At 71.4% G+C, this 21,740-nt stretch carries 19 protein-coding genes and 1 pseudogene; 10 read left to right on the forward strand and 10 right to left on the reverse strand.

Annotated features, from left to right (window positions below; translation table 11 throughout):
- Positions 1 to 146: 146 nt before the first annotated feature.
- Entirely contained in the window at positions 147 to 797 is a 651-nt protein-coding gene (locus ACY34J_RS16820) for a TetR/AcrR family transcriptional regulator (RefSeq protein ID WP_462727312.1), read from the reverse strand.
- The gene (locus tag ACY34J_RS16825; protein WP_462727313.1) at positions 794 to 2,413 is read right to left on the reverse strand and encodes a DHA2 family efflux MFS transporter permease subunit; all 1,620 of its coding nucleotides are present in this window, start codon (positions 2,411 to 2,413) and stop codon (positions 794 to 796) included. Before ACY34J_RS16825 ends, ACY34J_RS16820 begins: the two co-directional genes overlap by 4 nt.
- A 179-nt stretch (positions 2,414 to 2,592) precedes the next feature.
- Here ACY34J_RS16825 and panB point away from each other — a divergent pair, with 179 nt between their 5' ends.
- The 3 genes from panB (at position 2,593) to ACY34J_RS16840 (ending at position 5,428) form a co-directional block, all read left to right on the forward strand.
- Positions 2,593 to 3,462 carry a 3-methyl-2-oxobutanoate hydroxymethyltransferase gene (gene panB / locus ACY34J_RS16830; RefSeq protein WP_462727314.1) on the forward strand — a complete coding sequence of 290 codons (870 nt, stop codon included), beginning with the start codon at positions 2,593 to 2,595 and terminating at the stop codon, positions 3,460 to 3,462.
- 95 nt (positions 3,463 to 3,557) lie between these two features.
- A complete protein-coding gene (locus tag ACY34J_RS16835; RefSeq protein ID WP_462727315.1) occupies positions 3,558 to 4,598 on the forward strand; it encodes an ATP-binding cassette domain-containing protein in 1,041 nt (346 codons plus the stop codon).
- Positions 4,595 to 5,428 carry an ABC transporter permease gene (locus ACY34J_RS16840; protein ID WP_462727316.1) on the forward strand — a complete coding sequence of 278 codons (834 nt, stop codon included), beginning with the start codon at positions 4,595 to 4,597 and terminating at the stop codon, positions 5,426 to 5,428. The genes ACY34J_RS16835 and ACY34J_RS16840 overlap by 4 nt, the downstream gene beginning before the upstream one ends.
- 18 nt (positions 5,429 to 5,446) lie before the next feature.
- Here the strand turns inward: ACY34J_RS16840 and ACY34J_RS16845 are convergent, their stop codons facing one another.
- Entirely contained in the window at positions 5,447 to 8,977 is a 3,531-nt protein-coding gene (locus ACY34J_RS16845) for an AfsR/SARP family transcriptional regulator (protein WP_462727317.1), read from the reverse strand.
- 140 nt (positions 8,978 to 9,117) lie between these two features.
- Here ACY34J_RS16845 and ACY34J_RS16850 point away from each other — a divergent pair, with 140 nt between their 5' ends.
- Positions 9,118 to 9,918, forward strand: a complete 801-nt coding sequence (locus ACY34J_RS16850) for a site-2 protease family protein (protein WP_462727318.1) — start codon at positions 9,118 to 9,120, stop codon at positions 9,916 to 9,918.
- 117 nt (positions 9,919 to 10,035) lie between these two features.
- Positions 10,036 to 10,248 carry a hypothetical protein gene (locus ACY34J_RS16855; protein WP_462727319.1) on the forward strand — a complete coding sequence of 71 codons (213 nt, stop codon included), beginning with the start codon at positions 10,036 to 10,038 and terminating at the stop codon, positions 10,246 to 10,248.
- 49 nt (positions 10,249 to 10,297) lie between these two features.
- Here the strand turns inward: ACY34J_RS16855 and npdG are convergent, their stop codons facing one another.
- The 5 genes from npdG to ACY34J_RS16880 all read right to left on the reverse strand — a co-directional run bounded on the left by npdG (position 10,298) and on the right by ACY34J_RS16880 (position 15,397).
- Positions 10,298 to 11,002: an NADPH-dependent F420 reductase gene (gene npdG, locus ACY34J_RS16860; protein WP_462727320.1), complete on the reverse strand. Its 705-nt coding sequence runs from the start codon at positions 11,000 to 11,002 to the stop codon at positions 10,298 to 10,300.
- A gap of 81 nt (positions 11,003 to 11,083) precedes the next feature.
- The gene (locus tag ACY34J_RS16865; RefSeq protein ID WP_462727321.1) at positions 11,084 to 12,016 is read right to left on the reverse strand and encodes a carbohydrate ABC transporter permease; all 933 of its coding nucleotides are present in this window, start codon (positions 12,014 to 12,016) and stop codon (positions 11,084 to 11,086) included.
- A complete protein-coding gene (locus tag ACY34J_RS16870; protein ID WP_462727322.1) occupies positions 12,013 to 12,966 on the reverse strand; it encodes a carbohydrate ABC transporter permease in 954 nt (317 codons plus the stop codon). Before ACY34J_RS16870 ends, ACY34J_RS16865 begins: the two co-directional genes overlap by 4 nt.
- Positions 12,963 to 14,297, reverse strand: coding sequence for an ABC transporter substrate-binding protein (locus ACY34J_RS16875; protein ID WP_462727323.1), 1,335 nt, complete (start codon positions 14,295 to 14,297; stop codon positions 12,963 to 12,965). The genes ACY34J_RS16870 and ACY34J_RS16875 overlap by 4 nt, the downstream gene beginning before the upstream one ends.
- Positions 14,294 to 15,397, reverse strand: a complete 1,104-nt coding sequence (locus tag ACY34J_RS16880; RefSeq protein ID WP_462727324.1) for a sialidase family protein — start codon at positions 15,395 to 15,397, stop codon at positions 14,294 to 14,296. The genes ACY34J_RS16875 and ACY34J_RS16880 overlap by 4 nt, the downstream gene beginning before the upstream one ends.
- A gap of 366 nt (positions 15,398 to 15,763) precedes the next feature.
- On the opposite strand from ACY34J_RS16880, the gene ACY34J_RS16885 reads away from it, so the two are divergent.
- Entirely contained in the window at positions 15,764 to 16,588 is an 825-nt protein-coding gene (locus ACY34J_RS16885) for a phytanoyl-CoA dioxygenase family protein (protein ID WP_462727325.1), read from the forward strand.
- A gap of 84 nt (positions 16,589 to 16,672) precedes the next feature.
- The gene (locus ACY34J_RS16890; RefSeq protein ID WP_462727326.1) at positions 16,673 to 17,278 is read left to right on the forward strand and encodes a hypothetical protein; all 606 of its coding nucleotides are present in this window, start codon (positions 16,673 to 16,675) and stop codon (positions 17,276 to 17,278) included.
- 55 nt (positions 17,279 to 17,333) lie between these two features.
- Here ACY34J_RS16890 and ACY34J_RS16895 read toward each other — a convergent pair whose 3' ends face one another.
- Positions 17,334 to 17,567 (reverse strand): hypothetical protein, encoded by a 234-nt coding sequence (locus tag ACY34J_RS16895; protein ID WP_462727327.1) that lies wholly within the window; start codon positions 17,565 to 17,567, stop codon positions 17,334 to 17,336.
- A gap of 57 nt (positions 17,568 to 17,624) precedes the next feature.
- Here ACY34J_RS16895 and map point away from each other — a divergent pair, with 57 nt between their 5' ends.
- From map to ACY34J_RS16910, 3 genes and pseudogenes are all read left to right on the forward strand, one after another.
- Positions 17,625 to 18,482: a type I methionyl aminopeptidase gene (map, locus tag ACY34J_RS16900; RefSeq protein WP_462727328.1), complete on the forward strand. Its 858-nt coding sequence runs from the start codon at positions 17,625 to 17,627 to the stop codon at positions 18,480 to 18,482.
- Positions 18,483 to 18,540: 58 nt separating this feature from the next.
- Positions 18,541 to 18,768, forward strand: a pseudogene (locus tag ACY34J_RS16905) (biliverdin-producing heme oxygenase); the annotation flags it as partial.
- Between the two features lie 384 nt (positions 18,769 to 19,152).
- The gene (locus ACY34J_RS16910) at positions 19,153 to 20,616 is read left to right on the forward strand and encodes a sugar transferase (protein ID WP_462727339.1); all 1,464 of its coding nucleotides are present in this window, start codon (positions 19,153 to 19,155) and stop codon (positions 20,614 to 20,616) included.
- A 117-nt stretch (positions 20,617 to 20,733) separates the two neighbouring features.
- Here ACY34J_RS16910 and ACY34J_RS16915 read toward each other — a convergent pair whose 3' ends face one another.
- The gene (locus ACY34J_RS16915; protein ID WP_462727329.1) at positions 20,734 to 21,678 is read right to left on the reverse strand and encodes a GDP-L-fucose synthase family protein; all 945 of its coding nucleotides are present in this window, start codon (positions 21,676 to 21,678) and stop codon (positions 20,734 to 20,736) included.
- Positions 21,679 to 21,740 lie beyond the last annotated feature (62 nt).

Below are 21,740 nucleotides of genomic sequence, written 5' to 3' on the forward strand. Positions count from 1 at the left end.
GATTCCCCGCCCTCGCACCCTAGGTGATGACCGGCGGGTTTCCACGACCGCTCGGGGCGGCCGGTCCGGTGACGAGGACGAACGGCGCGGCGGCGCGGGTTCCGGCACTGACCGGCTGATGATCCACTGTGACAGAAACAGAACAATCAGGCCCGGCGACCCGGCCCGTCAGCGGGGCGCGCCCCTTCCAGGACCGTGTCGACGATCTGCTCGGCCAGGCCTTCGGACAGTTCGGTCCACTCGTGCAGCACCGCACGGCTGAGCATCGGCCCGACGAAGAGGTCGGCGAGGAGCTGGATGTCGCGGTCGGCGCGTATCTCGCCCGTGGCGACCCCGCGCCGCAGCACGCCGAGCACCAGCTCGCGCCGCGCCTGGACCACGGTGTCGTGGTACTCCCGCCACAGCGCCGGCTGCGCCTGGACATGGGCGACGACGGCGCGCAGCAGCGCCGAGTGGCGCTTGGCCAGGCCCCGCTGCCGCAGGAACTCCAGCATGGCGATCATGTCGTCGCGTACGGATTCGCCCGCCAAGGACGGGTGGCCCTCGTCCAGCGAGCGCATCACGTCCATCATCAGCGCGCTCTTGCCCGGCCAGCGCCGGTAGACGGTGGCCTTGCCGACGCCCGCTTCGCGCGCGATGCGCTCCATGGACAGTTCGGCGATGCTCGCGCCCTGCTCGAGCATCCGCAGGACGGCCTCGATGACCGCCCTGTCGACGGCGGCGTCGCGTGGCCTGCCGCGGCCCGGTTCGGGGCCCCTGCCCCGCCCTGGCTCCTGCCGGCGCGGCGGCACGCTCATCGCCATACCTCGGCCCGGTCGTCCGGGCCCGCCCCGGCCTCCTGTGGCTCCTCGGAGCCCGCGCCGACCGCGTCCCGCCCCGGCAGGAAGACGGCGACGACGACCGCCACGACCAGCGCGATCGCCGCCCCGCCCAGGGCTGTGATGTGCATGGCGTGGATGAAGGCGTCGTGAGAGGGGGCCACCAGCGCCCGCCCGGCCGGGCCCATCCGCTCGGCGGCTCCGAGAGTGGCCTCGATGGACTCGCCGGCCGCGTGCCGCAGGCCCGGGGGCAGTACGGCGAGCCGGTCCTCGATGCCGTCCCGGTAGGTGGTGGAGAGCAGCGAACCCAGGACGGCGACGCCCAGCGCCCCGCCGACCTGCCGGAAGGTGCTGTTGATGGCCGATCCGGAGCCGGCCTTCTCACGGGGCAGCGCCTGCATGATCGCGACGGTCACCGGCGCCATGATGTGCGCCATGCCGGTGCCCTGCAGCAGGAACAGCACCTCCAGCACCCAGATCGGGGTGCCGGTGTCGAGGAGCACCAGTCCGCCAAGGCCCACGGCGATGAGCAGCATGGCGGCTGTGCAGACGGCGCGGGCGCCGAACCGCTCGACGACGAGGCGGGCACGCGGGGCGAAGTACGTCTGCGTGATGGCGAGCGGCAGCAGCAGGAGGCCGGTTTCCAGCGGAGAGTAACCGCGGACGCTCTGGGTGTAGAAGACGATGAAGAAGGTGACGCCCAGCAGCGCGAAGAACACCAGCGCCACGGCGGTGACGGCGGCCGAGAAGACGGGGTTGCGAAAGTAGGAGAGGTCCATGGCGGGGTGCTCGATGCGCCTCTCGTACAGGACGAACACCGCCAGTACTGCGAGGCCCCCGCCGAGCGTGCCGAGCACCTCGGGGTCGGTGAAGTCGGCGAGCTGGCCGCCCTTGATGATCCCGTACACCAGCAGCACCAGCCCCACGATGGACAGCAGCACCCCCACCGGGTCCAGCCGCCCGGGCTGCGGATCCCGGGAGTCGGGGACGACCAGCACCATCCCGAGCAGGCCCAGGACCACGATCGGCACATTGATCAGGAAGACCGAGCCCCACCAGAAGTGCTCGAGCAGCAGCCCGCCCGTGATCGGCCCGAACGCGATGGCATAACCCACGCAGCCCACCCAGATGCCGATCGCCCGGGGCTGCTCCTCACGCTCGAAGACGTTCATCATGATCGCCAGGGTGGCGGGCATCACGAACGCGCCTCCCAGGCCCATCACGGAGCGGAAGGCGATGAGCTGCGCGGGCGAGTCGGAGACCGCGGCGAGCACCGAGCCGATCCCGAACACGGCCATTCCGAACACCAGGACCTTCTTGCGGCCGAGCCGGTCGCCGAGGAGGCCCGCGGTGAACAGGACCCCGGCGAAGACCAGCGTGTAGGAGTTGATCGCCCACTCCAGCTCGCTCTGGGTCGCGCCGAGGCCCACGGGCGCGGGCGTGGCGATCGTCTTCATGGCCACGTTGAGGATCGAGTTGTCCAGCACCACCATCACCAGGCTGAACATCAGCACCGACAGGATGAGCCAGCGGCGGCGGTGGACGGACTCGGGGATGGGTGGGGCGGCGGGTTCGTCGCCGGGTGGAGTCGCCATGTTCGACAGGTACCCGTATTTTCAATACGAGACCGTCTCGTATCGGGATACTTCACCCAAGTCCCGACGTACGTCTCGGCGGAAACCGCCCCCTTTTCGCGAGTGGACGGCAGGTGTCACCATGGAGCTGGTCCGGGGACGCCGTCAGGGCGCCTCGAGATGACGAAGGAGCCGTTGCCATGACGCACGTTTCGTCTGCCCAGAAGTCATCCCCCGACAGCAGCAAGGCGCTGTACGGCGGTACGGGCACCCGGCGCATCACCGTTCGCGACATCGCCGCCGCCAAGCACCGCGGCGAGAAGTGGCCCATGCTCACGGCCTACGACGCCATGACCGCCTCCGTCTTCGACGAGGCCGGCATCCCCGTCCTGCTGGTCGGCGACTCCATGGGCAACTGTCACCTCGGCTACGAGTCCACCGTCCCGGTCACGATGGACGAGGTCACCCTGCTCTCGGCCGCGGTCGTCCGCGGCACCAAGCGCGCACTGATCGTCGGCGACCTGCCCTTCGGCTCGTACCAGGAGGGCGCGGTCCAGGCGCTGCGCAACGCCACCCGGCTGGTGAAGGACGCCGGGGTCGGCGCTGTGAAGCTGGAGGGCGGCGAGCGCTCCGCCCACCAGATCGAGCTGCTCGTCCAGTCGGGCATCCCGGTGATGGCGCATGTGGGGCTCACCCCGCAGTCCGTCAACGCCTACGGCGGCTACCCCGTCCAGGGCCGCGGTGAGGAGGCGGCGCAGCAGCTGCTGCGGGACGCCAAGGCGGTGCAGGACGCGGGCGCCTTCGCGGTCGTCCTGGAACTCGTCCCGGCCGAGCTGGCCGCCGAGGTCACACGCTCGCTGCACATCCCGACCGTCGGCATCGGCGCGGGCCCGGACTGCGACGCGCAGGTGCTGGTGTGGACGGACATGGCGGGCATGACGAGCGGGCGGGTACCGCGCTTCGTCAAGCAGTACGCCCGGCTGCGCGAGGTCCTCAGCGGCGCCGCACAGGCCTTCGCCGAGGACGTCGTCGGCGCCGCGTACCCGGCCGCGGAGCACAGCTTCCACTAGACCATCCGACGCCGACAGCCCGCCGATCTCCCCCTGTCGGCGGGCTGTCGGTCGTCTGTCGGTGCTCTGTCGGCGGCGCCTGCCACGTTGAGGGCATGACGCGAATCGACAACAACTCCGGCGGCCGCAACGCCGTCGAAGTACGGGGGCTCGTCAAGCACTTCGGCTCCACCAGGGCCGTGGACGGTGTGGACCTCGACGTGCCCGAAGGGACCGTGCTCGGCGTCCTCGGCCCCAACGGCGCCGGCAAGACCACCCTCGTACGCTGCCTGTCCACCCTCCTGGTGCCGGACGCCGGCACGGCCACCGTGGCCGGATACGACGTGGTCGGGCAGCCTCGGCAGCTGCGCCGCACCATCGGTCTGACCGGCCAGTACGCCTCGGTCGACGAGAAGCTCTCCGGCCGGGAGAACCTCTACATGATCGGGCGGCTGCTCGATCTCTCCCGCCGGGATGCCCGCGGCCGGGCGGATGAGATGCTGGAGCGGTTCTCGCTGACCGAGGCCGCGGGGCGGCCCGTGATGCAGTACTCCGGCGGCATGCGGCGCCGTCTCGACCTGGCCGCCTCCATGATCGGCCGGCCGTCGGTCCTGTATCTGGACGAGCCGACGACCGGCCTTGACCCGCGCACCCGCAACGAGGTGTGGGACGAGGTCAAGCGGATGGTCGCCGAAGGTTCGACCGTACTGCTCACCACCCAGTACATGGAGGAGGCCGAGCAGTTGGCGAGCGAGCTGACGGTCATCGACCGCGGCAAGGTCATCGCCGAGGGCAAGGTCAACGAGCTCAAGGCGAAGGTCGGCGGCCGCACCCTGCAGATCCGCCCCCAGCCGGCCGCTGAGGCCGATCCCGGTGAACTGCACCGCATGGTCGGCGCCATCGCCCAGGCCGGTCTCGACGGCATCGCGGGCGCCACCGCGGATATGGCGGAGGGCCTGGTCAATGTCCCCATCGTCAGCGACGAGCAACTGACCGCGGTGATCGGCCTGCTGGCCGAGCGCGGCTTCCCCATCGCCGGCATCGACACCCATCTCCCCAGCCTGGACGAGGTGTTCCTGGCCCTCACCGGCCAGAAGACCTCCCTGGCTCTGGACGCCCGGCACACCGACACCCGGCTCGAGGAGGTCATGGCATGAGCACGGCCACACTGACGGGGACCGCGCCGCCCCTTCCCGGCGAGGGCCGGATCGGGCTGCGGGCGACCCTGCGGCACATCGGCGCGCTGGTGCGCCGTAACGCCCTGCAGATCAAGCAGGACCCCGAGTCGATGTTCGATGCCGTGATGATGCCGATCATCTTCACGCTGCTGTTCGTGTACGTCTTCGGCGGCGCGGTGGGCGGCAGCCTCGGCGGCGACCGGGACGTCTACGTCAACTACGTCATTCCCGGTTTGATGGCCATGGGCGGGCTGAACATCGCCATGTCGGTCGGCACCGGCGTCAACGACGACTTCAACAAAGGGGTGATGGACCGCTTCCGGACCATGCCCATCGCCCGCTCCTCGGTGCTGATCGCCAAGCTCACCGTGGAGACCGGCCGGATGCTGGTGTCGACCGTCATCCTGCTGACCGTGGCCTTCCTCATCGGCTTCGACCTGAAGACCGGGCCGCTCGAACTGCTCGGCGCGACGGCGCTGGCGCTGGTCTTCGGCTCCTCGCTGACCTGGATCTTCATGCTGCTGGGGCTTTCGCTGAAGACCCCGCAGGCGGTGCAGGGAGTGGGCATGCTGGTGATCATGCCGCTGCAGTTCGGTTCGTCGATCTTCGCTCCGCCGGGGACGATGCCGGGCTGGCTGGAGTCCTTCACCAGGTACAACCCGCTGTCCCAGCTGGCGGATGGGGCGCGGGCCCTGCTGAACGGCCAGGGCGCGGTCGCCCATCCGGTGACGATCACGCTGATCTGGGCGGTGGGCATCACGGTGGTGACGGCGCCGCTGGCCGTGGCGAAGTTCCGCAAACGGACGTGAACCGGGCGCGGACGCAGGTCAGATGAGGGCGGCGGCCTCCGGCAGGGAGAGGCCGCCGCCTTCGGCATATGCCTGCTCGTACGCCGCGTCGCCGAGGCCGGCCCGTGCCGCCGACTCCGCGAACTCCCGGCCCTCCCGCTCGACCAACGGTGGGTGGTAGTGCGCCGGGAGAAGGCCGTCGTACGCGCCGAGCAGCCGCGCCGCCGTCGTGGCCGATTCCTCGCCGCCGAAGGCGGCATGAGCCTGAGCGCCGAGCAGCAACTGGATGACCGGCAGCATCGGCACGAACATGCCCGCGAGCGGATCCTGGGTCTTGGCCATCGCCTCACGCACCTTCGGCAGCGCGTCACCGTGCCGCCCGTCCAGGACGTCCAGCCAGCCGAGCATCCCCAGCACCATGCCGGAGAACATCCCCGGCGCGCGGCCGGCGAAGCCCTTGAGCACCTGGCCGAGATGCTCCCGGGCCTCGGCCGTACGGCCGGTACGGCCCAGGTACACGGCGATCTGGATCCGCGCGAAGTGCAGGACGTCCCCGCTTGCCCCCTGATCCCCCGTCAGCACCTCACGGAGGATCCGCTCGCCCTCGTCGGCCTCCCCGATCTCCCCCAGCGCACCCGCCAGCCGGGCGCGGAGCATCGGGATCTGGTGGGAGGCCCCGAGCCGCTCGGCGTAGCGGATCGCCTCGCGGTAGTCCTCCGCAGCCAGGCGGAACTCACCGCGCCACTCGCGGGCTTCGCCGCGGCTGGACAACGCCTCCGCCACGCCCCACAGGTCGCCGATGGCGCTGAAGATCTCCAGGCTCTCGTCGGCGTCCCTGCCGGCCTGTGCCACGCCGCCCGGCCGGTCATTGAGGACCTTGGCGCGGATCTGCAGCACGAAGGCCAGCTCCCAGCGGTGGCCGAATTCGCGGCAGGCCCGGACCGTCTCATCGACGATTCCCAGCAGCCGCTCGAGGTCCCCGGTGAGCACCACGGCGTAGATCCAGGTCAGCGTGTGCGGGCGGCACGTCTGCGGCTGGCCGGGGCGGTAGGCGGAGACCATGCCGCGCAGTCTCTCCTGCGCCTTCGGGTCCTGCAGGGCTCCGAAGTCACGGTCGGCGTGGGCGAGTTCGACCAGCCGCACCTGGCGCCGGGCCTCCTGGAGGAGGTCGGGGGGCATGGGCGGCGGGGTGTCGGTCGGCTGCACGGACAGCGAGGGCGCGGGCTGGACGGGCGGGGAGAACGGGTCCGGCCCGAGCGCGGCGGCGGCACGGGACCAGGTGCGGGCGTCGGTCCGGTGGTCCCGCAGCTGCCAGAACCAGCCGAGGGCCAGCACCAGGCACAGCGCCTCCTGCTCATCGCGCGCGGCGACGGCGCGGCGCAGGGCGGCGCGCAGGTTGTCGTGCTCGCGCTCCAGCCGGTCCAGCCAGGTTCGCTGGGCGGGGCCGCGCAGAAGGGGATCGGCGGTGCGGGCGAGCTCCCGGAAGTGGACGAGGTGCCGGCGCTCGGCCGCGGTCCGCTCCCCCACCTCGTCGAGCCGCTCGGCGGCGTACTCACCGACCGTCTCCAGGAGCCGGTAGCGCATCTCCCCGCCGTCCGCGGGCTCGGCGACGACGAGCGACTTGTCGACGAGGGACCCGAGCAGCGCGGCGACGTCCCGGGGACCGACTCCGTCGGTCCCCGGTGCGAGCAGGCCCCGCCGCCCGGGCGCCGCCGGGTACGGCACCCCGCCGCCGCGGGGCACAGCCGTGCCGGCGGGGTCACCGCAGACCGCTTCCGCGGCGGCGAGATCGCAGCCGCCCGCGAAGACGGAGAGGCGGCGCAGGACCGCGCGTTCAGGGGCGTCGAGCAGGTCCCAGGACCAGTCCACGACGGCCCGCAGGGTCTGCTGGCGCGGCAGTACGGTCCTGCTCCCGTTGGTCAGCAGGCGAAAACGGTCGTCGAGCCGGTCGGCGAGCTGCCGCGGGGTGAGCAACCGGAGCCGGGCGGCGGCGAGTTCGATGGCCAGCGGCAGCCCGTCGAGGCGCCGGCAGATCTCGGCGCAGGCCTCGGGATCGTCCTCCGTACGGAACCCGGGCCGCGCGGCCGCGCCTCGGTCGGCAAGGAGCCGCAGCGCTACCGGATCGGGCAGCGGCTCCACGGGCCGTACGACCTCCCCCGGCACGCCCAGCGGCTCCCGGCTGGTGGCGAGCACGGTGACGCCGGGGCAGCGGGTGAGCAGGAACTCGGCCAGCTCGGCGGCCGCACCGATGACGTGCTCGCAGTTGTCGAGCACCAGCAGCATCCGGCGGTGCGCGCAGTGCTCGGCGAGCCGCGGCAGCGCGTCGGCGGCGCTCGGGTCGGCGGCGGCGCGCAGCCCTTCGGCGGCGCTGCCGCGGATGACGGTCTCGCGCCCGCCGAGCGCGGTGAGAACCGCCTCCGGGACCGTGTCCGGGTCGTCGACGGGCGCGAGCTCGGCGAGCCACACGCCGTCGGGCCAGGCGCCGGCCACGGACTCGGCGGCCTCCTGGGAGAGCCGCGTCTTCCCGGCCCCGCCGGGGCCGAGGAGCGTCACAAGCCGGGCGCCGCCAAGAGCCCCCCGCAGCGCCGCGAGATCCCCCTCCCGCCCGACGAAGCTCGTAAGCCGCGCCCGTAGATTGCCCTGCCGCACGGCCCCCGCAGTCGGCCGGTGACCGCGGTCCGCAACGTGGTCGGCGGGTGGAGCGGATGGGCGGTCACCCGAAGGTGACAGCTCGGCGTCCGAGGGGACCGCCGCCGGACGGCGGGGGGCGTCGGCCGCGGACCGCTGGGCCTCCGGGCCGGGTCCGGGGGCCGTCGCCCCGCCCGGGCGGCTGGTGGGCCCCGGGACGGGCGACGAGGTCAGCAAGTCGGCGTGGAGGGCGCGGAGTTGCGGGCTGGGGTCCGCTCCCAGGCGGCCGGCTATGGCCCGGCGGACGTCCTCGTACGCCGCCAGCGCACCGGCCTGGCGGCCGACGTCCCGCAACGCACGGATCCGCAGGGCCTGCAGCGGTTCGTCCAGCGGGCGGTCGCGGCACAGTTCGGTCAGCTCGGGCAGCGCCTGAGCCGCCTGCCCCAGCTCGAGTGCCGCCGCGAGCGCGGCCCGGCGCGCGTCCAGCCGGCGGCCCTCGGCGCGCGCGGCCACCGCCGCGCGGTTCGGCAGGTCGGCCACCGCCGGGCCGCGCCACAGCGCCAGCGCGTCCCCCAGCAGCACCGCCGCCTTGGCCGGGTCGCCGTCGGCGAGCGCCCGCTCCCCCTCGCCCACGAGCCGCTCGAAGCGGTGCAGGTCGACGTCGTCCGGTTCCGCGCACAGCCGGTAGCCGCCGTCCACGGAGGCGACGGCCGCGTGCCCGAGGGCCCGCCGCAGCCGCCCGACCAGGGCCTGGAGCGCGCCGGTCCCGTCGGCCGGCGGGCCGCCGTCCCAGACCTCGTCGATCAGCGCCTCGGCGGTCCGTACCCGCCCAGGCCGCAGCGCGAGCGCGGTGAGCAGCGAGCGCAGCCGTACGCCGCCGAGCGCGACGGGGCTGCCGTCGTCGCGATGGGCCTGCGTGGTGCCGAGGATGCCGTAACGCACCGGCCCATTCTGCTCGACCGCCCCTGTCCCGGCCGGACAATCGGCCGGCCCCAAGCGGAAGCCCCGAGACGTTCGCCCCGCGCCACCTGTACGGTCGGGATCCGTCGCCCGTCCTCGTCCGCATTCCAGGAGCGCCGCCCATGGCCACCGCAGCCACCGCCAGTGACCGCCGGGTCAGCCCCGTCTTTCTCGGGCTGATCGCGATCATGAGTGTCGCCGCCTGGGCGGTGTGGACAGGTGCCGCCGCGAGCACCGGCTTCGCGGTGTTCCTGTTCGTCACCTCTGCCTGGATCGTCTCGCTGTGCCTGCACGAGTACGCCCACGCCCGCACCGCGCTGCACGGCGGCGACATCACCATCGGGGCGAAGGGCTATCTCACGCTCAACCCGCTGCGCTACACCCACGCGCTGCTGAGCATCGTGCTGCCGGTCGTCTTCATGATCCTGGGCGGGATCGGACTGCCGGGCGGGGCGGTCTTCATCGAGCGGGGGCGGATCAAGGGGCGCTGGAAGCACAGTGCGATCTCGGCGGCCGGGCCGCTGACCAACGCCCTGCTGGCGGTGGCACTGGCCGCGCCCTTCTGGCTGGGCGCGATGGACGGCGTCCCGGCCCCGTTCCGGTACGCCCTCGCCTTCCTGGCGCTGCTGCAGGTGACGGCCGCGATCCTGAACTTCCTGCCCGTTCCGGGTCTGGACGGCTACGGGGTGATCGAGCCCTGGCTGTCGTACCGCGTACGGCGCCAGGTGGAGCCGTACGCGCCGTTCGGGCTGCTGGCGGTGTTCGGCCTGATGTGGGGGGTGCCGGAGGTCTCCCAGGCGTTCTTCGAGGTGGTCCACACGATCCTGCGCGGCCTGGGCGTCTCGACGTGGGACACCTACTGGGGCCTGGAGTACTTCCGGTTCTGGCAGGGTGAGCCGGACGTGCCGCCGATCGGCCCGTGACGTCCGCCACTCGGCCATGACGGCCCACCGCTCGGCCCGTGACGGCTGCCGCCGGGGGGTGGGGGACAATGGCCGCACAGCCGTCGTCAGCACAGCAAGCACAGGAGCCGACCCCTCATGCCCGCCTTGTTCCCGTCCAGCCCGGCCCGGCGACTCGCCCTCTTCGCCGTCGTCGTCTGCGTGCTCGCCGTCGCCGCCGCGGCCGTGTCGTTCGCCAAGGGCAGCTGGCTCGGAATTGTCTGGATTCTGATGGCGGGCGTGACGTCGAACATGGCCTGGTTCTACGTGCGCAAGGCCAAGGCCGACCGGGCCGCCGGCGCCCGGCAGTAGCCGGGGCGTCCGCCCCGGCGCGGGGCACCGGGGCGACGGCGGGCGTGCCTCACACGTCGGTGATCCGCAGGCCGGCGTGGGCCTTGTAGCGGCGGTTCACCGAGATCAGATTCGCCACCAGCGCCTCCACCTGGTGGGCGTTGCGCAGCCGGCCCGCGAAGACCCCGCGCATACCGGGGATACGGGCGGCCAGCGCCTGCACGATGTCCGTATCGGCACGGGCCTCGCCCAGCACCATCACATCCGTGTCGATCTCGTCGATCTCCGGGTCCTGGAGCAGGACGGCCGACAGGTGGTGGAAGGCGGCCGTGACCCGGGAGTCCGGGAGCAGCGCGGCGGCCTGCTCAGCCGCGCTGCCCTCCTCCGGTTTGATCGCGTAGGCGCCCTGCTTGTCGAAGCCGAGCGGGTTGACGCAGTCGACCACGAGCTTGCCCGCGAGGTCCTCGCGCAGGGCCTCGAGGGTCTTGGCGTGGCCCTCCCACGGCACAGCGACGATCACGACATCGCTGCGCCGGGCGCACTCGGCGTTCTCGGCACCCTCGATGTCGAGGCCCAGCTCGGAGGCGGCTGTCTGCGCCCGCTCTGCCACACGCGAGCCGATGATCACCTTCTGGCCGGCCCGGGCCAGCCGGTAGGCGAGGCCGCGGCCCTGGTCGCCGGTGCCGCCGAGTACACCGACCACCAGGCCGGAGACGTCGGGCAGGTCCCACGGGTCCTTGGCGGGGGCCTTCTTCACATCGTCAGCGGAAGTCATAGGGCGATCCTGCCAGGCGGGGCGCAGGGGCGCCGTACCAGGGAGCAGTGGCGCGCTTCACGCCCCGCCCGCACCCTCGTCTCACGCCTTCACGCTGCCCTCGGTCAGGCCGGTGCGCCAGTACCGCTGCAGTACGCCCACCAGGACCATCAGCGGCAGTACGGACAGGAAGGCGCCGCCCACCGTGTACTGGTACAGCTCGGGCTGCCGGTCGGCGTACCCCTGCCACCCGGTCAGGCCGAGCTGGATCGGATAGAGATCGGAGTCGGAGAGCATCACCAGCGGCAGGAAGAAGTTTGTCCAGATGTGCACGAACTGGAAGAGGAAGACAGTGACGAGGGCGGGCGTCATCATCCGCAGCGCCAGCGTGGCGAAGATCCGCGCCTCCCCCGCGCCGTCGATGCGGGCCGCCTCCAGCAGCGAGTCCGGGACGGCCGCGGCCGCGTAGATCCGGCAGAGGTAGACGCCGAACGGACTGACGGTGCTCGGGATCAGCACCGCCCAGTAGGTGTTGGCCAGCCCGAGCTCGCTGAACAGCAGATACAGCGGAAGGGCGAGGGCGGTGCCGGGGATCAGCACGCCGGCGAGGACGACGTTGAAGACGGTCTCGCGGCCGGGGAAGCGGAACTTCGCGAGCCCGTAGCCGGCGGTCGCGGACAGCAGGGTGGCGGCGACGGCACCGGCACCGGCGTACAGCGCGCTGTTGGCGAACCAGCGGACGTAGATGCCGCCGTCGTACGCCAGCAGGTCCCCGAGGTACGTGAGGGGCCGGGGGTGAGCGAACCAGAAGCCGAAGGTCCCGAAGAGGTCCCCGCTGCTCTTGGTCGCCGAGACGACCAGCCAGTAGACGGGCACCAGGAAGTAGACGGCGGCGACGGCGAGCAGTGAGAGCGTGATGATCCGGTACGGCAGCGGGGGCCCGCCGGGTCCCGGCGCCCCGCCCGGTGCGGTGGCTCCGGATGCCGCGGCCGCACCTGTGGGTTCCGGGGCTTTCCCCTCCGACACGAGCGTCATGCGCCGTCCTTCCCGCGCCGGCCCACCAGCCGCAGGAAGCCGAAGGACAGCGCGCACGCCACCAGCGCGAGCAGCACCGCCTCGGCCGCCGCGATGTTCTGGTTGTTGCCTTTGAACGCTTCGTTGTAGGCGTGCAGGTTGGGCGTGTAGCCGGAGTCGATGGCACCCGACAGCGGCTGCAGCACCAGCGGCTCGGCGAAGAGCTGGAGCGTGCCGATGATGCTGAAGACCGCCGTGAGGACGAGCGCGGGCCGGATGAGGGGCAGTTTGATGTGCCGGGCCACCTGCCAGGCGTTCGCGCCGTCGATCCGCGCGGCTTCGTACAGCTCGCCGGGTACGGACTTCAGCTGGGCGACCAGGACCAGCATGTTGTAGCCCGCGTACTGCCAGGTGACGATGTTGGCGATGGACCACAGGACGCTGCCGCGGGACAGGAAGTCCACATCCCACCCCAGCGACCGGCCCATTTCCACAAATGGGCTGATCCCCGGCACATACAGAAAGCCCCACAGGATCGAGGCGATGACGCCGGGCACCCCGTACGGCAGGAAGAACACCGTACGGAAGAAGCCCACCCACCGGGCGGACGCGGCCTCCAGCAGCAGCGCCAGCCCCGTGGCGAGGACGATCATCAGCGGGATCTGGACCGCGCCGAAGAGCAGCACCCGCCCGAAGCCGGAGGTGAAGCCCTCGTCCCCCAGCGCGTGGAGGTAGTTGCCCAGGCCCGCGAAGACCTCCCGCGTCTCGCCCCCGAGGCCGAGCGGCCCGGTCCGCTCGGTCTTCAGCAGGCTCTCGTAGAGGGCGTAGCCGATGGGGGCGATGAAGCAGAGCAGGAAGAGCGCGAGGAAGGGCAGCAGAAAGCCGGCGGCCGCGCGGGCGTTCCGGGCCTCGGTACGGGTGAGGCGGGTGGCGGCCCGGCTCACCCGTGCGGGGCGAGCGGAGGAGCTCACCCGGCTTCAACCTTCAGGCCCTTGCCCTTGAGGTCGGCGATGGTCTGCCGCTGGACCGTGCGCAGCACCTCCCGGAAGGAGCCGCCATCGGCGAGGGCACTGGTGAAGGCGTCGCCGAACCGCTGGTAGAGGGTGTCGATGGCCGGGCCCCACTTCCAGCTGGTGTCGACGGCCTTGCCGGCCTCCCGGAACACCTCGCTGTAATGCTGCCCGCCGAAGAACTCCCGCTGGCCCTCCATGTCGGAGTTCGACCAGCCCTGCTTGGCGCTGGGCCAGCCGTAGCCGCCGTCGATCAGCAGCTTGATGGAGGCGGGATCGGTGTTCAGCCAGACCGCGAAGTCCATGGCGTCCTTCGGGTACTTGGTGGACCGGAAGACGGCGGTCGTGGAGCCGCCCCAGTTGGCCTGGGCGTTGTCACCCTTCTTCCACTGCGGCAGCGGCGCGACCCGCCACTTGCCGGACGTCTGCGGCGCGTTGCCGACGAGCAGCGCGTCGCCCCAGCTGGCGCCGACCCAGGCAGCGATGTCGCCGGTCTGGATGTCCTTGTACCAGGCGTTCTGCCGGTCCGGGATGGTCTTGATCAGCTTCTGCCTGACCAGCGACTCCCAGTAGTCGGCGATGCGCTGGGTCGGCTCGTCGTCGATGCTGACCACCCAGGTGTCGCCGTGGGTGTCGAACCAGCGGGCCCCGGCCTGCCACGCATACCCGGCGAAGCGGTTGCCGTTGGTCGGCGAGAATGTCTCGATCCAGGCACCCTTCTTACGGATCGCCTTGGCTGCGGCCTCGTAGTCGTCCCAGGTCTGTGGCGGCTCAACGCCCCACTTGTCGAAAAGGTCCTGGCGGACGAACAGGCCCATCGGGCCGGATGCCTGCGGGATCGCGTAGACGCCGTCGCCGAAGACGCTCTGCTGCCACTGCCAGCCCTCGAACTTGCCCTTCACATCGGCGGCGCCGTACGTGGTCAGGTCGAGAAGGCCGTTGTCGAGCAGGAAGCTGGGAACGACGGGGTACTCGATCTGGCCGAGGTCCGGCGGGTTCCCGGCTTTGATGGCGGCGTGCATCTTGGCGTACTGCGCGCCGTTGACGGCCGAGACCTTCTCCAGCTTGATCTGCACCTCGGGGTTCTTGCTGTTCCACAGGTCGACGGGTTTGTCGATGCCCGGCACCCACGACCAGAAGGTAAGGCTGATCTTCTCCCCCTTCTTGCGCCCGGGGGGCTTCGCGCCGCCGCCGTCGTCATCCGAGTTGCCGCAGCCGGCGAGGGCGAAGCCCGCGGCCACGGCCGCCGCTCCGCCGAGGACCGCACGGCGGTCCGGGCCATACACGCTCATGACAGTTCCTCCACGGGGATCCTGCGGAAGGTGATGGTGGTGTACGCACTGAAATCACCGGTCTCGTAGAGCAGTCCGACGCAGGAGGGGTCGACGCGTACGAGATCGGAATAGGCGGCGGGGAGGCCGTCCACGGTGTGCACGGTCCGCCAGGTCTGGCCGTGATCGTGGCTGGCCCGTATCGTCATCACCGCCCGGAAGCCGGGGTCGGCGGGCCCGGAGAACAGCAGGACGTCCGGCTCCCCCAGGTGCAGGACGCTGCCTTGGACCACGGGACCGGTCAGCCCGGCCTGTGGGCGGAAGGGCCGCTCAAGGGTCGCGCCGCCGTCCCGCGAGTACGCGTCGGCGCGGGTGCCCGGCGCCGGGGAGTCGTTGCGGCAGTTGACGTACAGGCGCCCGCCCGGGAGTTCGGCGGCGGTAGTCTCGTTGGCGTTGATGTAACCGTTGGGCTTGCTGTCGGTGTAGCCGATGCGCCAGGTCGCGCCGTTGTCGTCGCTGAGCAGGGCGTGACCGCCGTCGTACTTGCCCTCGGCGCCGGTGTCGGAACCGGTGGGCGGCGCGGAGTGGTTGGCGGGGACGACGATCCTCCCGGCGTGCGGGCCCTGCCGTAACCGGATGGCATGGCCGGGCCCGGTGGCGTACCAGCGCCAGCCCGGCTTCTTCACGGCCTTGGTGATCTCCCGGGCGCTGCTCCAGGTCTGGCCGTGGTCGTCGCTGTACCGCACCCACACGCGGCGGCCGTGGGCGGCCGGGACCTCCCCGCGGCGGATCCGCTGCTCGGTCGCGTCTGCCGCGCTGCGCACGTGGAGGAGGAGGATCCGGCCGCCCGCGAGAACGACCGGTGCCGGGTTGCCGGCCGTGTCCTGGCCGTTCTTGTCGACCACCGTGAGCGGCCCCCAGGTGCGCCCGCCGTCCTGGGACCGCCGGAGCACGATGTCGATGTCGCCGTAGTCCTCCCGCGAGGCGCGGCGCCCCTCGGCGAAGGCGAGTACGGTCCCGTCGGCGGCGGTCACGGCGGCCGGGATACGGAAGCTCGCGTATCCCTCGGTTCCGGCCCGGAACGGCACGGACACCGATGGCGCCGCCTCTCCTTCTGCCATCCGACCTCCCGATGCTCCATCGCATTCGAGTGCCAACGACAGGACGTAGGACGTCCCTTGTCCTGCGGCGACCATAGGGAGCGCCCAAGGGACCGTCAAGGCAGCAGGCACGGACCCTCATCCGGCGGGCCGACGGCTCGAACTGCGGAGTGAACGACAGACATCCGGCCCCTGAACAACCTCAGGGCCGCGGGGGCTCTCCCTGTCCGGGCCCGGCAGGCCCTGCCGGAGCGATCGCGGTACGACCCGAACCGGGGGTCTGCATGAGTGCGCGGGTGGACCGACGGGCATCCCCTCCTCAGCAGGTCCCGTCCTGACGTCGACAGGGATACATCCGGGACCACAGCCGGCCGGAAGGAGCGCGGCATGGCCAGCACGCACAGGAGCGTAACCGCCGACCCGGAGGCTGAGCGGCGGCGATTCGAGGAGGACGGTTTCACGATCGTCCGAGGTCTGTTCACACCGGAGGAGATGGCCGGGCTGCGCGGCGCATTCATGGCCCTGCAACGGGCGGGCCGGATCCCCGGGCACTTCGAGCCCCGGCCGCAGGAGCCGGACGGCCCGTACGACCCGCTGCGCGCCTATCCCCGGGTGATGCATCCGCACGAGGTGAACGAGCGGGCACTGCGGTATCTGCTCGACCCGCGGCTGAAGGCGCTCCTCGAGGTGCTGCTCGGCGAGGAGGTGCTCGCCGCGCAGAGCATGTTCTACTTCAAGCCTCCGGGGGCCCGTGGCCAGGCTCTGCACCAGGACAACTTCTATCTGCGGGCCGAGCCGGGCACCTGTGTGGCGGCATGGGTCGCGTGCGACCGTATCGACCGGGACAACGGCGGCCTCCAGGTTGTACCGGGGACGCACCGTATGGACCTGTACTGCCCCGAGGAGGCCGACCCGGCTGTGTCCTTCGCCCGGGAGTACGTGCCGCCGCCCGCCGGTCTGGAGCCGGTGCCGGTCGACATGGCGCCGGGCGACGTGCTGTTCTTCAATGGCAGCCTGGTGCACGGCTCGGGGCCCAACCGGTCGCGGGACCGGTTCCGGCGGTCCTTCATCTGCCACTACGTGGGGCGTTCGACGCAGCGCATCGGAAGCTGGTACCGGACGATCTCGATGTCCGGCGAGCGGGTGCTCCTCGACGAGAGCGGCGGCGCGGGCCCGTGCGGCACCGAGTTCCAGCCCGCCGGACCGCACTGATGTCCGGCGCTGAGGCATCCGTACGGGTGAAGGCTCAACAAACGGGCCCCGCCGCCGCCCCGTCATACGGCAGGATGCCCGGCCATGGACGCCGTACGGGTCGCACTGCTGCGGGAAGTGCTCGCCGGGACCGAGTGGCTGGAGGCCACCGGGCGGTTCGCCGGGACGCTGCGGGCGTCCGTCGAGCCGCACGGCGGGGGGCTGCTGCTGGTGGGCAGCGAGGAGTACGAGCCGTGGCACATGGCCGCGCACCTGGACGACGAGGCCGCGTGGTCGGGCCTGCCCCAGCTGTCCCCCACGCTCGTACGGCACCGGGTGCGGCCCGGGGAGCCGGCCCACCTGGCGGTGGGGCTCGGCCGGATCGGGGCCGCCCGGCGCGGCGAGACGCTGCTGGTGGTGACACCGGACCGGCCGGGCGAGGGGCTGCTGGAGCGGGTGCACGACGCCCGGCGGGCCGGTGCGACGGTGCTGGCGCTCGATGCGGGCGACCGGGATCTGCACGCGCTGGCGCATGACGCGCTGGCCGTGTCCGGGGAGAGCGGCGGGCTCGGTCTGGACACGGTGCAGCACCTGGTCAGCGCTGCCGCCGGGGAGAACAGCCTGCCCGGGCCGCGAAGCCGCCACCGGTTCCGCGACCGCCTCTCGCGCCTGGCCGACCAGCTGATGTCCCCGCCCCCGACCCGCTGGTAAGGGCCGCGCACACCCGCCCCTTTTCAGGGGCGGGACGGCGCACTGGGCGGCCGGTTCAGTCGGAGTCTTCGTCGGTGGAGGCGAACTTGTCGTGCCAGCGGGGGTCGTTCTCCCACTGCAGGTTCCGCTCGGCCGCGATCTCCATCGCGTGCTCGGCCTCCGACCGGCTGGCGTACGGCCCGAAGCGGTCTTTGGCGGGACACTCCGGCCCCTCCTCGACCTTCTTGTGCTTGAGGCAGTAGTACCACTCGCCCGGTTTGCCGAACGTCTGTCGCTTGAACAGGGGCATCGAGGGCTCCTCTCTCTCCGCCATGCTGCCCGATGCGGCCTCGATACACTCGCTGGCATGTCTGTCCAGTCGCTTCTCGTCCCCGGGACCGTGTCCCCCACCCGGTCCGTGCCCGCCTCGATTCCGCGCCCCGAGTACGTGGGGAAGGACACCCCCGAGCCGTACACCGGGCCGGAAGTCCAGGATGCCGAAACGATCGAGCGCATGCGTATCGCAGGGCGGATCGCCGCCCAGGCGATGGCGGAGGCGGCCAAGCACATCGCGCCGGGCGTCACAACGGATGAGCTGGACCGTGTGGCCCATGAGTACATGTGCGACCACGGCGCGTATCCGTCGACGCTGGGCTACCGGCGCTTCCCCAAGTCGCTGTGCACGTCGGTCAACGAGGTCATCTGCCACGGCATCCCGGACTCCACCGTGCTGCGCGACGGCGACATCGTGAATCTCGATGTCACGGCGTACATCCACGGCGTGCACGGCGACAACAACGCGACGTACCTGTGCGGCGACGTGGACGAGGAGTCGCGGCTGCTGGTGGAGCGGACCCGCGAGGCGCTGAACCGCGCGATCAAGGCGGTCAAGCCCGGCCGCCAGATCAACGTCATCGGCCGGGTCATCGAGTCGTACGCCAAGCGGTTCGGCTACGGCGTGGTGCGCGACTTCACCGGCCACGGAATCAATTCTTCCTTCCACTCCGGCCTGATCATTCCGCACTACGACAGCCCACACGCGACCACCGTGATCAAGCCGGGGATGACGTTCACGATCGAGCCGATGCTCACCCTGGGCACCCACGAGTACGACATATGGGAGGACGGCTGGACGGTCGTCACCAAGGACCGCAAGCGGACGGCGCAGTTCGAGCACACCCTGGTGGTCACGGCTACGGGTGCGGAGATCCTCACCCTGCCCTAGGGGTTTTACCGACAGACTGTCGGGAAGGTGCTGCGCAAGGCTGCCTCCCCATCGGTCTTCGGAGGCCCCCTGGGGCTTCGGCCGCAAGGGCGACGGCGTGCGCTTCTATGCCTTCGCCGGCATCGGCAAACCGGCCGCCTTCAAGCGGCAGTACCGCGATCTGCTGGACGCGCTGCCGGTGGACGGCCTGGAGAAGCAGCGGATCATCGACGAGTGCCGCCGTGCCTTCACGCTCAACACCGCGGTCCTCCGGGAACTGGGCGAACAGTTCCCGCTGACCGCCTGATCCGGCGCCCGCAGCGATCAGGGATGTGCGGACCCGGCGCGACCGTCATGGCTCATGGGCGTGTCGCGCAACTGCTTCTCTTTCCGCGCTCAGCCGGCGTTCTGGCTGCTCGTGCGCCCTTCAACCCTTCCGGTCGGCCGTGCCGCCAAGTGGTCATGCCGCAGCTCAGTCGCCTGCCGGGGCGCTGGTTGCCCCCGGAGAGTGCTGAAACGGCGTAGAGAAGCACGAAGGTGAACGGGTGGCAGATCACACAGCAAAGTTCAGCAAACCGCAGCGGACGCACAGCTCATTGGCATAACGTTCCTTCAGCTTGGGCGCGCCGCCACTTGGGGAGGTGGGGTGCGCCTCTTTCGGTCGCCAGGGGGGTCCATGCGGCGTGTCGATATGTCCTGCTCTGATTCAGTCCCAGCGCTCACTGCCCGGAACAACGGTGTCCCGGGCAGGCGCAGTGACAAAGCACCGTGGTATCTGCCGGCGGCCCTGGCCGCCGATGCCGCGGGGACGGCAGTGCCCGTCCTCGCCGTCTTCGCCGGCACGCTCCAGCCGCGTCCGGTACTGACCACTCTTATCGTCACCGCCGTCTGGCTCGGCGTACGGGCCGGCCACCGCCGCTACACCGCCCGCGCGTTGGGCGAGTCGCGCGCCGTGCTTCCGGTCCTGCACGACTGGCTGACCCTGCTCGGGCTGCTGGCCGTCATCCGGATAGCCGTCGGGGAGAACTCCGCGCCCGCGCTGGCACTGCTCTCACTGTCGCTCGCGCCGGTGGCGACCGTCATCTGCCGCAAGGCAACCCACCGCCATCTGACGGCGCTACGGCGGGAGGCACAGGCGGTGCACCGCGTACTGGTGATCGGGGAGCCGAGCGCCGCCGACGAGGTGGTCGAGCACTTGGCCGCCCGTACCGACCACGCATATGTGGTCATCGGCGTGATCCCGGTCGGTGACGCCCCGCTGACCTCCGGAGTGCCGGCCCCGACCCGGCTGGGCTCCGTGCCGCCCGCCGCCCCGAACGAGGACTGGCTGCCGGTGCTGGCGGCCGCCGAGCAGCTCAGCGCCGAGCTGGTGCTGGTGGCCCCCGGCCCCCGGCTCTGCGGGGAGCGGCTGCGCCGGCTGTCCTGGGCGCTGCACGACGCCGGACTGCCGCTGGCCGTGTCGCCGGGCCTCATCGAGGTCGCGTTACGGCGGCTGCGGATGGCCACGGTCGCCGGGCTGTCGCTGCTCCATGTCGCGCCGCCCACACGGCGCGGGACGCATGTCGCGCTCAAGTCGGCACTCGACCGCGCTGGCGCGTCGCTCGGGCTGGTGCTGCTGGCGCCGCTGTACGGGCTGCTGGCGCTGGTCATACGGCTCGACTCCCCCGGCCCCGTACTGCACCGGCAGACACGGATCGGGCAGCACGGAGCGCCGTTCACCATGTGGAAATTCCGCACCATGGTGGTGGACGCCGAAGCGCGGCGGGCGGAGCTGGCCGCCGCGAACGAGAAGGACGGCCCGCTGTTCAAGATGCGGCGCGATCCACGCGTGACCCGCGTGGGACAGGTGCTGCGCCGCACCTCGCTGGACGAGCTGCCGCAGCTGATGAACGTACTGCGGGGCGAGATGTCGCTGGTGGGGCCCCGGCCACCGCTGCCGGACGAGGTCGCGCAGTACGACGAGGTTGAGGTGCGCAGGCTCTCGGTGAAGCCGGGGCTGACCGGGCCATGGCAGATCAGCGGGCGCTCGGACCTGTCCTGGGACGAGGGCGTGGCGCTGGACCTGAGGTACGCGGACAACTGGTCGCTCAGCGGGGACCTGGATGTCATCTCCCGTACGTTCCGCGCCGTCGTTGACGGCCGCGGAGCGTACTGACGCGGCGAGCCGCGCGTGACGCGGACCCTTACCCTGCCAGGCGCCTTCTGCTCCGGGACTGTTCCCGCCCACCCGCCCCTGTCCGGTGGCGGGCGGGCGGGGAACACCCCGCGCGTATCAGGCCCGGGCCTGCCAGTCGGCGTACACCGCCGCGATGCCGTCCCGCAAGCAGACCCTCGGCTTCCAGCCCAGGCCCGCCATACGGGAGATGTCCAGCAGCTTGCGCGGCGTGCCGTCCGGCTTCGTCGGATCGAAGGCGATCCGCCCCTCATACCCGACGACATCCCGCACCGTCTCCGCCAGTTCACGGATCGTCAGGTCCTCGCCGCGACCGACGTTGACCGGCTCGTCGCCGTCGTAGCGCCGCAGCAGCAGCGAGCACGCGGCGGCGAGATCGTCGACGTGCAGGAATTCCCGGCGGGGAGTGCCGCTGCCCCACAAGACGACTTCCTCCCGTCCCTCCCGCTTCGCTTCGTGGAAACGGCGGATGAGCGCCGGGAGGACGTGCGAGGTCTCCAGATCGAAGTTGTCGCCGGGCCCGTAGAGGTTGGTCGGCATGGCGGCGATATACGAGGCCCCGTACTGCCGCCGGTAGGACTGCACCTGCACGATTCCCGCGATCTTGGCGAGGGCGTACGGCTCGTTGGTCGGCTCCAGCGGGCCGGTGAGCAGCGCGTCCTCGCGGATCGGCTGCGGGGCGAGCTTGGGATAGATGCAGGACGAGCCGAGGAACAGCAGCCGGCCGGCCCCGGCCGCGTGCGATCCGGCGATCACACTGAGCTGGATCCGCAGATTGTCCTCGAGGAACTGCACCGGATAGGTGCTGTTGGCCATGATGCCGCCCACCTTGGCGGCAGCCAGCACAACGGCATCCGGCCGGATGTCGCGCAAAAAGGTCTCGGTCCGTGCCGCGTCGCGCAGATCGAGGTCCTCCCGGCCACGGGTGATCACATCGTGGCCGTCGGCAGTGAGTCGGCGGGCTACCGCGGACCCGACCAGGCCGCGATGGCCGGCCACGAATATCCGGGCCCGGCCCGGCAGCAACTCATTCGCTCGCGTCATGGAACCGGATTCTGCCAGGGCGATTAGCCGCGTAGCAGACAAACCAGGATTTTAGTCGATAA

Source organism: Streptomyces sp. HSS9-12 (genome assembly GCF_054963655.1).